Source organism: Flavobacterium niveum, assembly GCF_055231775.1.
The window spans coordinates 82,933-94,906 of the sequence record NZ_JBUYSX010000001.1 but is presented as its reverse complement, the minus strand read 5'-3'; the positions used below and the strand labels follow the sequence as shown (position 1 = coordinate 94,906).

Annotated in this window: 12 protein-coding genes and 4 tRNA genes; all 16 read right to left on the bottom strand. The window is 44.3% G+C overall.

The genetic code is table 11. The features are described 5' to 3' along the window. Nucleotides 1–50: 50 nt before the first annotated feature. Nucleotides 51–3,863, bottom strand: coding sequence for a DNA-directed RNA polymerase subunit beta (gene rpoB, locus ACZIX4_RS00440; protein WP_463333639.1), 3,813 nt, complete (start codon nt 3,861–3,863; stop codon nt 51–53). A gap of 124 nt (nt 3,864–3,987) precedes the next feature. After that, the gene (gene rplL / locus ACZIX4_RS00435) at nt 3,988–4,362 is read right to left on the bottom strand and encodes a 50S ribosomal protein L7/L12 (RefSeq protein ID WP_463333638.1); all 375 of its coding nucleotides are present in this window, start codon (nt 4,360–4,362) and stop codon (nt 3,988–3,990) included. 56 nt (nt 4,363–4,418) lie between these two features. Further along, complete coding sequence (gene rplJ, locus ACZIX4_RS00430) at nt 4,419–4,940, bottom strand: 50S ribosomal protein L10 (RefSeq protein ID WP_463333637.1); 522 nt, start codon at nt 4,938–4,940, stop codon at nt 4,419–4,421. A 23-nt stretch (nt 4,941–4,963) separates the two neighbouring features. Further along, nucleotides 4,964–5,653 carry a 50S ribosomal protein L1 gene (gene rplA, locus ACZIX4_RS00425; protein ID WP_463333636.1) on the bottom strand — a complete coding sequence of 230 codons (690 nt, stop codon included), beginning with the start codon at nt 5,651–5,653 and terminating at the stop codon, nt 4,964–4,966. 19 nt (nt 5,654–5,672) lie between these two features. Beyond that, nucleotides 5,673–6,110 carry a 50S ribosomal protein L11 gene (rplK, locus tag ACZIX4_RS00420; RefSeq protein WP_463333635.1) on the bottom strand — a complete coding sequence of 146 codons (438 nt, stop codon included), beginning with the start codon at nt 6,108–6,110 and terminating at the stop codon, nt 5,673–5,675. A 67-nt stretch (nt 6,111–6,177) separates the two neighbouring features. Then, entirely contained in the window at nt 6,178–6,729 is a 552-nt protein-coding gene (nusG, locus tag ACZIX4_RS00415) for a transcription termination/antitermination protein NusG (RefSeq protein WP_463333634.1), read from the bottom strand. A 10-nt stretch (nt 6,730–6,739) separates the two neighbouring features. After that, complete coding sequence (secE, locus tag ACZIX4_RS00410) at nt 6,740–6,934, bottom strand: preprotein translocase subunit SecE (RefSeq protein ID WP_463333633.1); 195 nt, start codon at nt 6,932–6,934, stop codon at nt 6,740–6,742. Nucleotides 6,935–6,955: 21 nt separating this feature from the next. After that, a tRNA-Trp gene (locus ACZIX4_RS00405) sits at nt 6,956–7,026 on the bottom strand. Between the two features lie 58 nt (nt 7,027–7,084). Next, the gene (gene tuf, locus ACZIX4_RS00400; RefSeq protein WP_463333632.1) at nt 7,085–8,272 is read right to left on the bottom strand and encodes an elongation factor Tu; all 1,188 of its coding nucleotides are present in this window, start codon (nt 8,270–8,272) and stop codon (nt 7,085–7,087) included. A 55-nt stretch (nt 8,273–8,327) separates the two neighbouring features. Next, nucleotides 8,328–8,399, bottom strand: a tRNA-Thr gene (locus ACZIX4_RS00395). 82 nt (nt 8,400–8,481) lie between these two features. After that, nucleotides 8,482–8,562, bottom strand: a tRNA-Tyr gene (locus ACZIX4_RS00390). Between the two features lie 44 nt (nt 8,563–8,606). Then, nucleotides 8,607–8,680: transfer RNA gene (locus tag ACZIX4_RS00385), tRNA-Thr, on the bottom strand. Nucleotides 8,681–8,772: 92 nt separating this feature from the next. After that, entirely contained in the window at nt 8,773–9,075 is a 303-nt protein-coding gene (gene hpf / locus ACZIX4_RS00380) for a ribosome hibernation-promoting factor, HPF/YfiA family (RefSeq protein ID WP_411409078.1), read from the bottom strand. A gap of 28 nt (nt 9,076–9,103) precedes the next feature. Then, nucleotides 9,104–10,018, bottom strand: a complete 915-nt coding sequence (locus ACZIX4_RS00375; RefSeq protein ID WP_463333631.1) for a tyrosine-type recombinase/integrase — start codon at nt 10,016–10,018, stop codon at nt 9,104–9,106. 79 nt (nt 10,019–10,097) lie between these two features. Then, the gene (gene rpsU / locus ACZIX4_RS00370; RefSeq protein WP_411409076.1) at nt 10,098–10,292 is read right to left on the bottom strand and encodes a 30S ribosomal protein S21; all 195 of its coding nucleotides are present in this window, start codon (nt 10,290–10,292) and stop codon (nt 10,098–10,100) included. 74 nt (nt 10,293–10,366) lie between these two features. Continuing rightward, nucleotides 10,367–11,716, bottom strand: a complete 1,350-nt coding sequence (locus ACZIX4_RS00365) for an alpha-amylase (RefSeq protein WP_463333630.1) — start codon at nt 11,714–11,716, stop codon at nt 10,367–10,369. Between the last annotated feature and the right edge of the window lie 258 nt (nt 11,717–11,974).

The following is an 11,974-nucleotide window of genomic DNA, read 5'->3' as shown; positions in this document are numbered from 1 at the left end:
TAAAAAAGTATGGAAAAGCAGTGGCACCGCAGCACCACTGCCGTGTGGTTTTATTCTTCTAATCTGATGTCTAAGCCAAGACCTTTCAGTTCGTGCATCAATACGTTGAACGATTCTGGTAAGCCCGGTTCCGGCATGGTTTCACCCTTAACGATAGATTCGTAAGTTTTAGCCCTACCGATAACGTCATCCGATTTAACGGTCAATATTTCCCTTAGCGTGCTCGATGCACCGTAGGCTTCAAGTGCCCACACCTCCATCTCACCAAAACGCTGGCCACCAAACTGTGCCTTACCACCAAGTGGCTGCTGCGTAATAAGCGAGTACGGACCGATAGAACGGGCGTGCATCTTATCATCTACCATGTGGCCCAGTTTCAGCATGTAGATAACACCTACGGTTGCCGGCTGGTGGAAACGGTCTCCGGTACCACCATCGTACAGGTACGTGTGGCCGAAGCGTGGTATTCCTGCCTCATCAGTAAGGGCATTGATCTGGTCTAGCGAAGCACCGTCAAAAATTGGCGTTGCAAACTTCTTGCCCAGCTTAAGGCCGGCCCATCCAAGTACGGTTTCATAGATCTGACCGATGTTCATACGCGAAGGTACACCCAGCGGGTTAAGAACGATGTCTACCGGAGTACCGTCTGCAAGGAACGGCATGTCTTCTGCACGCACAATCCTTGATACGATACCTTTGTTACCGTGGCGGCCCGCCATTTTATCACCCACTTTCAGCTTACGTTTTTTGGCAATGTAAACTTTGGCAAGCTTAAGGATACCGCTTGGTAGTTCGTCACCCACCGTAATGGTGAATTTCTCCCTCCTTAGCGCACCCTGAAGGTCGTTCAGCTTAATCTTGTAGTTGTGTACAAGGTCGTTCACCATGGCGTTGGTCTCCTCATCGGTAGTCCACTGGCCTTTTGTAAGGTGCGCGAAGTCTTCTACAGCATACAGCATCTTTTGGGTAAACTTCTTGCCTTTTGGAAGTACTTCTTCGCCAAGGTCATTCATTACACCCTGAGATGTTTTACCGTTTACTATTTCAAATAGTTTTTCGATAAGCCTGTCTTTAAGCTCTACGAACTTCACTTCAAAGTCCATTTCCAGCTTGGTAAGATCGTCTTTATCTTTGGTACGCTTGCGCTTGTCTTTTACAGCACGTGCGAATAGTTTCTTATCAAGAACCACACCATGAAGTGATGGAGAAGCTTTTAGTGAAGCATCTTTCACATCGCCCGCCTTGTCGCCAAAGATGGCGCGAAGCAGTTTTTCTTCCGGCGTAGGGTCTGATTCACCTTTAGGGGTAATCTTACCGATAAGGATATCGCCAGGCTTAACCTCGGCACCAATCCTTATCATACCGTTCTCATCAAGGTCTTTAGTAGCCTCTTCAGATACGTTTGGTATATCGTTGGTAAGTTCCTCGTTACCCAGTTTTGTATCCCTCACTTCAAGTGAGTAATCGTCTACGTGGATAGAGGTGAATATATCGTCGCGTACTACTTTTTCAGAGATTACGATAGCATCCTCAAAGTTGTATCCTTTCCATGGCATGAACGCCACAAGAAGGTTACGCCCAAGGGCAAGCTCACCGTTTTGTGTAGCATAACCCTCACACAGTACCTGGCCCGGAACCACCCTGTCGCCCTTACGAACAATAGGTTTAAGGTTGATGCTGGTACTCTGGTTCGTTTTACGGAACTTAATAAGGAAATATGTTTTCTCATCCGGGTCGAAGCTTACGCTCCTTTCACGGTCTGTACGGTCATACTTAATAGTAATCTTATCGGCATCTACATACTCTACAGTACCATGGCCTTCGGCGTTGATAAGTACACGAGAGTCTGATGCTACCTGGCGCTCAAGGCCGGTACCCACGATTGGCGAGTCAGGACGTAACAATGGTACGGCCTGGCGCATCATGTTCGATCCCATCAGCGCACGGTTCGCGTCATCGTGCTCAAGGAACGGAATCAACGAAGCCGAAATCGATGCAATCTGGTTTGGCGCTACGTCAGTATAGTGTACTGCAGACGGGTCTACCACCGGGAAGTCACCTTCCTCACGGGCAATAACCTTCTCATCTGTAACCACACCTGTAGCATCCATACCTATGTTGGCCTGGGCTATAAGCTTGCCTTCTTCTTCTTCAGCACTTAGGTAAATAGGTTCTGTTTCCAGGTCTACTTTACCATCTACTACTTTACGGTAAGGGGTTTCTATGAAGCCCATTCCGTTTACCTTGGCATAAACACCAAGAGAAGAGATAAGACCAATGTTCGGACCTTCAGGCGTTTCAATAGGACAAAGACGGCCATAGTGTGTATAGTGAACGTCTCGCACCTCGAAACCTGCCCTTTCCCTTGAAAGACCACCCGGACCTAGGGCAGACAGCCTGCGCTTGTGGGTAATCTCAGCAAGTGGATTCGTCTGGTCCATGAACTGAGAAAGCTGGTTAGTACCAAAGAACGAGTTGATAACCGATGAAAGCGTTTTGGCATTGATAAGGTCTATCGGGGTAAATACCTCGTTATCCCTTACGTTCATACGCTCGCGGATGGTACGTGCCATACGGGCAAGACCTACGCCAAACTGCGCCGAAAGCTGCTCACCTACCGTACGTACACGACGGTTAGAAAGGTGGTCGATATCATCAATTTCAGCCTTAGAGTTAATAAGCTCTATAAGGTACTTAACTATAGTTATGATATCCTCTTTGGTAAGCACCTGCTTATCCATAGGGATGTCAAGGTTAAGTTTTTTGTTCATCCTGTAACGGCCCACGTCACCAAGGTTGTAACGCTGGTCTGAGAAGAACAGTTTATCTATAATGCCTCGTGCAGTTTCCTCATCAGGTGGTTCTGCGTTACGCAGCTGACGGTAAATGTGCTCTACGGCTTCTTTTTCAGAGTTAGTAGGGTCTTTTTGAAGCGTGTTGTGGATAATCGCATAATCAGCCTGGTTGTTGTCTTCCTTATGAAGAAGGATAGACTTAACGTTAGCCTCGATGATTTCCTCTACGTTGTCCTTATCAAGAAGGGTGTCACGGTCAAGGATGATCTCGTTACGCTCAATAGATACCACTTCGCCTGTATCCTCGTCCACAAAATCTTCATGCCACGTGTTAAGCACACGCGCAGCAAGCCTGCGCCCAATGTATTTTTTCAGGCTGCTTTTAGACACTTTAATTTCTTCCGCAAGGTCAAATATTTCAAGGATATCTTTATCCCTTTCAAAACCTATGGCGCGGAATAGTGTAGTAACCGGAAGTTTTTTCTTACGGTCGATGTATGCGTACATAACATTGTTGATGTCTGTAGCAAATTCTATCCAAGAACCTTTAAAAGGAATTACCCTGGCAGAGTATAGTTTTGTTCCGTTTGCGTGGAACGACTGGCCAAAGAATACGCCCGGCGACCTGTGTAGCTGAGATACTACAACGCGCTCTGCGCCGTTGATAACAAATGTACCGCTTGGAGTCATGTATGGGATAGTACCCAGGTACACGTCTTGTACAATCGTTTCAAAATCTTCATGTTCGGGGTCAGTACAGTACAATTTAAGGCGGGCCTTAAGCGGCACGCTATACGTTAGTCCCCTGTCTATACACTCCTCGATTGAGTACCTCGGTGGGTCTACAAAATAATCAAGGAACTCCAGTACAAACTGATTGCGGGTATCAGTGATCGGAAAGTTTTCCATGAAGGTGTTATAAAGACCTTCATTGCCCCTTTCATCCGACTTGGTTTCAAGCTGGAAGAAATCCCTGAACGATTTTATCTGGATGTCAAGGAAATCCGGGTAGCTCGGGATATTTTTTGTCGAAGCAAAGCTTATTCTTTCAGTCTGATTTGTTATCATCAATGGACAAAATTTATATTAAAGTAAAGTAATAAGGCCGTATAAAAGTTTATTATACGAAAAATGGTTTAGGCCATTGAGATTCATCTCAAGGCCTAAACCTTAGGTTTTATATGCCGTAAGCTTATTTAAGCTCCACTACAGCACCAGCTTCTTCAAGGGCTTTCTTAAGGCCTTCAGCCTCTTCTTTAGAAACAGCCTCTTTTACGTTAGCAGGGGCGCCGTCTACAAGGTCTTTAGCTTCTTTAAGACCTAGGCCTGTAAGTTCTTTTACAGCTTTAACTACTGCAAGTTTAGAAGCACCAGCATCTTTAAGAACTACAGTAAATTCAGTTTGCTCTGCAGCAGCAGGAGCATCAGAAGCAGCAGCAGGACCAGCTACTACAGCAGCAGCTGCAGGCTCAATACCGTACTCTTCTTTTAGTATAGTTGCTAGTTCGTTAACTTCTTTAACAGTTAGGTTAACTAGTTGTTCAGCGAATTGTTTAAGATCTGCCATTTTTTCTATCGTTTTAAACAGTTTGTAAAATATAATTTATTATGTGCGTTCTGCGATTAACCTTCCTTTTCAGAAAGGGTTTTAAGGATACCTGCAATTTTGCCACCACCTGATTTAAGTGCGCTAACAACGTTTTTAGCAGGAGACTGAAGTAGGCCGATGATTTCGCCGATAACTTCGTCTTTAGATTTAAGGGCTACAAGAGCATCAAGCTGGTTGTCGCCGATAAATACTGCTTCGTGTATATAAGCACCTTTAAGTACTGGCTTGTCTGACTTTTTACGGAACTCTTTTATAACCTTTGCAGGAGCGTTACCGTTATCAGATATAAGTATTGCAGTGTTACCTTTTAGTATTGTAGGAAGGTCGCTGTAGTCGTTCTCAACGATTTCCATTGCTTTTTCAAGCAGGGTATTCTTAACTACCTCAAGCTTTATACCGGCTTTAAAACAAGCCCTCCTAAGGTCTGAAGTAGTTGATGCATCAAGACCAGATATATCTGCAACATAAACTACGTTTGCTTCGGCTAACTGTGCAGTTAAATCTTGGATTACGCTTGATTTTTGTTCTTTTTTCATGGTAAAAACTTTTTAACTACCAATTATACCGCTTTAGGATCTAAAGCAATAGCCGGGCTCTGGGTGCTAGAAAGGTGGATACCTTTTATGTAAGTACCTTTAGCCGCAACTGGTTTTAGTTTAATTAATGTTTGGATAATCTCGTGAGCGTTCTCCTCTATCTTGGCAGCATCAAAAGATACTTTACCGATACCGGCGTGAACAATACCTGTCTTATCAACTTTAAAGTCGATTTTACCGGCTTTAACCTCCTGAACGGCTTTGCCCACTTCCATGGTTACAGTACCGGTCTTAGGGTTTGGCATAAGGCCGCGAGGACCAAGGATCCTACCAAGAGGGCCCAGTTTACCCATAACAGCAGGAACAGTGATGATAACATCTACATCTGTCCAGCCGTCTTTAATTTTCTGAAGGTAGTCATCAAGGCCTACGAAGTCTGCACCAGCAGCTTTAGCTTCAGCCTCTTTATCCGGAGTTACAAGGGCAAGAACCCTTACATCTTTACCGGTACCGTGAGGAAGAGATACAACACCCCTTACCATTTGGTTTGCTTTACGCGGGTCTACACCAAGGCGCACAGCGATATCTACTGACTCATCAAATTTAGCAGAGGCAACAACCTTAATTAATGCAGAAGCATCTTTAAGAGAGTATAGCTTACCTTTTTCGATTTTAGCAGCAGCTTCTTTTTGTTTTTTTGTCAATTTTGCCATTCTTTCTTGTCTTTAACGATTAAAAAGGAGCTGCGCCTGTTACTGTTATACCCATAGACCTTGCAGTACCTGCTACCATGCTCATTGCTTTCTCTATAGTGAAAGCATTAAGGTCTGGCATTTTGTCTTCTGCAATAGTCCTGATCTGATCCCAGCTAACACTGGCTACCTTCTTACGGTTAGGCTGTCCTGAACCTCCTTTTAGTTTGGTAACCTCAAGAAGCTGGATAGCTGCCGGTGGAGTTTTTACAACAAAATCGAACGACTTGTCTTTGTACACGGTAATTTGTACCGGTAATACTTTGCCTGGCTTATCCTGGGTCCTTGCATTAAATTGCTTACAGAACTCCATGATGTTAACGCCAGCAGCTCCCAAAGCAGGTCCAACCGGTGGCGATGGATTCGCGGCACCTCCCTTAACTTGTAGTTTAACTACTTTACTAATTTCTTTAGCCATTTCTTTAAAAAAGATTTAGCACATCTTCAATTGGAAGCGAGGATGTGATTTATAAATAATTGTATAATTATACTTTTTCAACCTGCATAAAGCTCAGTTCCAGCGGCGTCTTCCTTCCGAAGATTTTCACCATCACCTCTAGCTTACGCTTTTCTTCATTCACCTTTTCAACTGTACCGTTAAAGCCGTTGAAAGGACCATCTATAACTTTTACCGTTTCACCTACAGCATACGGTATGTTTACGTTGTCAGTCTTCACTGCCAGCTCATCTACCTTGCCCAGCATACGGTTTACTTCAGTAAGCCTTAAAGGCACAGCATCGCCGCCTTTGGTTTCACCAAGGAAGCCTATAACGCCGGTAATAGATTTTATGATGTGTGGAACTTCACCAGTAAGGTTAGCTTCAAGCATTACATAACCAGGAAAGTAAACCCTGTCTTTGCTGATTTTCTTACCGTCACGTACTTGCACAACTTTTTCAGTTGGTACCAGTACCTGCGATACATAATCAGAAAGGCCGGCTTTACTTATTTCTGTTTCTATGTAGTTCTTAACTTTATTTTCCTGACCGCTTACCGCTCTAACCACATACCATTTTTTGACACTGTTATCAGTCATCGCAATAAAATTAGTTTTTTAACAAAGCATACAACTTCGCCATGATTACCTCAAAGCCTCTGTCTACACCGAAAGTAATCAGGGCAAACAGTAGCGAAAACACGGCCACAATAACAGTAAGGCGTTGTACCTCTGCCCACTCTGGCCACGATACATTTTCTTTAAGCTCTGTAAATGCCTCCGATATATAATTGGTTACTTTCATCTTATATCTTTTATGCTTCTGCACGGGTGGAGGGATTCGAACCCCCATCAACGGTTTTGGAGACCGCTATTCTACCCTTGAACTACACCCGTTTGATTAAAAACCGGCCGGTACAAAAGCACCGGCCGGCTTTCTATATTTAAACTATAATTAGTCTAGGATTTCAGTTACCTGACCAGCACCTACTGTACGGCCACCCTCACGGATAGCGAAACGTAGACCTATGCTTAGTGCGATTGGGCTAAGTAGTTGAACCTCGATAGTAAGGTTATCACCAGGCATAACCATCTCAACACCTGCAGGTAGAGAAATAGTACCGGTTACGTCAGTTGTACGTACATAGAACTGAGGACGGTAGTTATTATGGAATGGAGTGTGACGTCCACCTTCTTCTTTCTTAAGGATATAAACCTCAGCTTTGAAGTGAGCGTGTGGCTTAACAGATCCTGGCTTGATAATAACCATACCACGACGGATATCAGCTTTATCTATACCACGAAGTAGAAGACCTACGTTATCACCAGCTTCACCACGGTCAAGGATTTTACGGAACATCTCAACACCTGTAATAGTAGATGTAAGTTTTTCAGCACCCATACCGATGATTTCTACTGGGTCACCTGTGTTAGCAACACCAGTTTCGATACGACCTGTAGCAACAGTACCACGACCAGTGATAGTGAATACGTCTTCAACAGGCATAAGGAATGGCTTCTCAACGTCACGAACCGGAAGTTCGATCCACTCGTCAACTGCATTCATCAGGCTCATTACAGTTTCAACCCATTTCGGCTCACCGTTAAGTGCACCTAGAGCAGAACCTTGGATAACTGGACCGTTATCACCATCATACTGATAGAATGAAAGTAGGTCACGGATTTCCATTTCTACAAGCTCAAGAAGCTCAGCATCGTCAACCATATCCACTTTGTTCATGAATACAACGATACGAGGCACACCTACCTGACGGCCAAGAAGGATATGCTCACGAGTTTGTGGCATAGGACCATCTGTAGCAGCAACCACAAGGATAGCACCGTCCATCTGAGCAGCACCAGTAACCATGTTCTTAACGTAGTCAGCGTGACCTGGACAGTCAACGTGAGCGTAGTGACGGTTTTGAGTAGAATATTCTACGTGAGATGTATTAATTGTAATACCCCTTTCTTTTTCTTCAGGAGCGTTGTCAATTTGATCGAAAGATTTAGCTTCAGAAAGACCAGCATCTGCCAATACTTTAGTAATAGCAGCAGTCAAAGTTGTTTTACCGTGGTCAACGTGCCCGATAGTACCTATATTAAGGTGCGGCTTTGACCTATCAAAAGTTCCCTTTGCCATGATTTAATAATTTAATCTTAGTTTATAATTAGTGTTCAAATTCTTTTAAACCTTGAGCCAATGACGGGAATTGAACCCGTGACCTCTTCCTTACCAAGGAAGCACTCTACCCCTGAGCTACACCGGCAGTCTGCTTATCCTGAAATCGCTTTCGTGAATCGCGGCGCAAAACTACAATTCAATTTTCAATATTCAAAATAAATTTTTAGTGGGGAGAGCAGGATTCGAACCTGCGAAGGTTTCCCAACGGATTTACAGTCCGTCCTCGTTGGCCGCTTGAGTATCTCCCCTAACCTTTACTTTGTTGCAATATGTAATTTAGAACATATTTTTGAGCCGATAGAGGGACTCGAACCCACGACCTGCTGATTACAAATCAGCTGCTCTAGCCAGCTGAGCTACACCGGCAACATTTCATAAAAAAGTCCGCTATTTCTAACGGACTGCAAATGTAGAGAAATTATTTTTTAATCAAAACTTTTTCCAAAAAAAATTTAAATTCATGAATAAGCCCTGATTTTCTGCTTTCTTTTCATTAGTAAACGCTCCATAGAATCGGCCGCAAGCTCCACTGCCTCCTCAAATGATTTACATTGTTTCTTTACAACAAACTCATCTCCCGGTACGCTTATTTTTACCTCGGCAATCTTATTAAGCTTGGCATTTGTATTGTCAACCTTGAAAAAAACATCCGAACAAACCACTCTGTCATAGTACTTTTCAAGCTTATCTAGCCTGTCTTGTACAAAGCCTACCAACTTCCTGTCAACTGTAAAGTTAACCGCATGAACGTTCACTTTCATAATAAAAAATAAAATTAGGTTAAACAAATCAGGAACCATTATTGCTGCGCGGGTGGGCATCCTTATACACCGACTTCAGCTCTGCGAGGCTGCTGTGGGTATACACTTGCGTAGATGCCAGGCTGGCGTGCCCTAACAATTCCTTTACTGAATTTAAATCGGCCCCGTTATTCAATAAATGGGTGGCAAAGGTATGCCGCAACACGTGCGGGCTCTTTTTCACCTTAACGGAGACAACACTAAAGTAACGATTTATTAACCTGTATACAAAAGTTTCGTTAATTTTTTTTCCCTTATCGGTCAAGATTAACATTTCAGGATGCACGATTTCTTCCAAACTAGCACGTTTTACAAGGTATTGCCGCAATACATCTGCTGTACAGGCCAGTACCGGCACTATACGTTCTTTATCTCTTTTACCCAATACCTTCAGTGTACCGTTACCGGGGTCGTAGCTATTCACCTTTAAACCAATGAGCTCGGCGCGGCGTATACCTGTGGTATAAAACAGCTCTACAATCAGGCGATTGCGCACCCCTTCAAAATCGTCTGCATATTCTTCACCTGCCACCACATCCTGAACATCCTGCATTTCCTTTTCATTAAAAGGCACCTGCACTTTCTTCTCGGTTTTTAAAGCCTTGTGTTTTTGCAGCGGGCTTACGTTTATCTGTTTGGATTTCAGCAGGAATTTGTAAAATGCTTTTAACGAAGACACCTTACGGTTTACCGAACGGTTACTAAGCCCCTCCTGCTCTACCAGACGGATAATCCAGCCGCGCACCTGCCCGTAGATTACCTCCTCAAGCAAAGCACCGCTTTCTTCCTCCCTGATAAAGCGTTCAAAGCCAAACACATCATCAAGGTACGCCCGTGCCGTAAGCGGGCTGTAGTTTTTCTCCTTTATAAGGTAATCGCGAAATGCATCTTTGCTGTCAAACATATACAAATAAAAAAACCGCTAACAGCAAAGTTAAACTTTAGCTGCTAACGGCTGCTATTTAAAGCCCCAAAAAATTATCTTAAGCTTCAAGTGCGTCGCGAAGACCTTGAATGTAAGCTGCTTTTTGAATCTCTGCACGCCTCTTTACAGATGGCTTAGTGAAAGCCTGGCGAGCCCTTAACTGACGTACAGTTCCGGTTTTGTCGAATTTACGCTTATAACGTTTAAGCGCCCTGTCGATATTTTCTCCGTCTTTTATCGGTATTATTAACATATGCGATACACCTCCTCTCGTTTACGGATGCAAACTTACGCTAATAAAACATATTCACCAAATAAATATTACAATTATTTAACAGACCATACGGTATATCCGTGCGGTGGTGCCTGTATCTGTACCCATTTGTCTCCCTGCGTAGTAGGCTCCCAGGTAGAGTTGCCGGTGTAGTCTTTTATAACGGTGCTGGTCCAGTTAGTTTGTACCCATCGCTGCTGCCAGTTATCACTGTTATTAATGTATACAACCAGCCCCGGGCTGCCGTTACGGCGCGCTATGTACTCGTCGTTATCTGCATAAGAATAGGTAGTGGTACCACTCGCCTTATTATTGTGTATCCATATAAGGTTGTTCAGCTTGTTTTTGTCCAGCCACTCCTCATAATCGCGGTAAAAAATACACGGATACCCCTCATGCGTAAGGATATAGGCATAGGCCAGTATCTTATTATTGTATATCTCGTCGGTATCATGGTTGGCCACAAAGGTCACCGCCCTGTATGCGTTACGCTTCAGCAGCATGTCGTTGTTCAGCTTGGTAAGGTCGTTCCCCTGCAGGGCATCGCGCATGGCGTAGTAGCAGGCAAAGTCAAACGCACTGGATTCGGCGCTGTTCGCCCAGGTTTCCAGTGTGGCGGCATTACCATCCCAGTACTCCCCTACTGCAAATCCGCCTGAGGCGTTCTTAAAGTTCTTTACCACCCACGGTTCAAAGCCTTTTACCATATCAAAACGCCAGCCGTCAAAGCCCATGGTGTTCTTATAGTATTTGGCAATGGAGTTGCTGTTGTTGTACAACCAGTTCTGCACATACAGCTTATCATGGCAAAGGTCGGGGTAGCCCCCAAAGGTACCCGCATCGGAAGCATGCACATCATTCGGATGGAAGTCGTAATACGAACGTGTAAACAATCCCGAAGCCGGTGTAAAGTTAGTGTAGGTACTGCCGCCGGTAAAAGGGTTCGACTGCGAAGCCCCGCCACTGCAATGGTTGATTACAATATCGGCAATCACGCTAAGGTCGTTGTTGTGCGCCGTAGTAATAAGGTTCTGGATTTCAGTAAGCGAGCCAAAACGGGTTTCGGTATTGCCCATTTGGTTATAGCTTCCAAAATCAAAATAATCAAAAGGGTCGTACCCCATGCTGTAGCCCCCGCTGGAACCCTTTGTGGCAGGCGGCAGCCAAATGGCATCGATACCTGCACTGGCCCACGAAGGCACCTTGCCCGAAATGGTGTTCCACCAGGTACCGCCACCGGGGCAGTCCCAGTAGAAGGCCTGCATCATTACTTTGCTCCCGGTAGAACGCGCAGTGAGGTTGCTCGGCGTAGCCTTAGTGGGTTCCGCAGCTACCACGGTTGATTTTGTGGCATCTTCTGTTGTACAGGCGCTTAGTAATAGAAATGCGCCTGCAACGGTCATAATTGTTTTTTTTATAAAATATGGGTTTGGATATTGTCGAATTTACAAAACCAAACCTTAAACTTTACCTAATCCTCAAATCACACCGTCACTACAACGTTATAGTGTTAATAAATAAAAACACGCCGACAGATGAACGGTAAATTTTATCGGTGACTGAAAAACAGATATTTACGACTAGAAGGAAAGGACACTGACCCCGATAGTTATCGGGGCTGATTTATTGACATTCCGTCATTGCGAGGAACGAAGCACCCG

Excerpts from the sequence above, each read along its gene's own strand:
- rpoB (WP_463333639.1), bottom strand. The coding sequence starts at position 3,863 with ATGATAACAAATCAGACTGAAAGAATAAGCTTTGCTTCGACAAAAAAT.
- rplL (WP_463333638.1), bottom strand. The coding sequence starts at position 4,362 with ATGGCAGATCTTAAACAATTCGCTGAACAACTAGTTAACCTAACTGTT.
- rplJ (WP_463333637.1), bottom strand. The coding sequence starts at position 4,940 with ATGAAAAAAGAACAAAAATCAAGCGTAATCCAAGATTTAACTGCACAG.
- rplA (WP_463333636.1), bottom strand. The coding sequence starts at position 5,653 with ATGGCAAAATTGACAAAAAAACAAAAAGAAGCTGCTGCTAAAATCGAA.
- rplK (WP_463333635.1), bottom strand. The coding sequence starts at position 6,110 with ATGGCTAAAGAAATTAGTAAAGTAGTTAAACTACAAGTTAAGGGAGGT.
- nusG (WP_463333634.1), bottom strand. The coding sequence starts at position 6,729 with ATGACTGATAACAGTGTCAAAAAATGGTATGTGGTTAGAGCGGTAAGC.
- secE (WP_463333633.1), bottom strand. The coding sequence starts at position 6,934 with ATGAAAGTAACCAATTATATATCGGAGGCATTTACAGAGCTTAAAGAA.
- tuf (WP_463333632.1), bottom strand. The coding sequence starts at position 8,272 with ATGGCAAAGGGAACTTTTGATAGGTCAAAGCCGCACCTTAATATAGGT.
- hpf (WP_411409078.1), bottom strand. The coding sequence starts at position 9,075 with ATGAAAGTGAACGTTCATGCGGTTAACTTTACAGTTGACAGGAAGTTG.
- ACZIX4_RS00375 (WP_463333631.1), bottom strand. The coding sequence starts at position 10,018 with ATGTTTGACAGCAAAGATGCATTTCGCGATTACCTTATAAAGGAGAAA.
- rpsU (WP_411409076.1), bottom strand. The coding sequence starts at position 10,292 with ATGTTAATAATACCGATAAAAGACGGAGAAAATATCGACAGGGCGCTT.
- ACZIX4_RS00365 (WP_463333630.1), bottom strand. The coding sequence starts at position 11,716 with ATGACCGTTGCAGGCGCATTTCTATTACTAAGCGCCTGTACAACAGAA.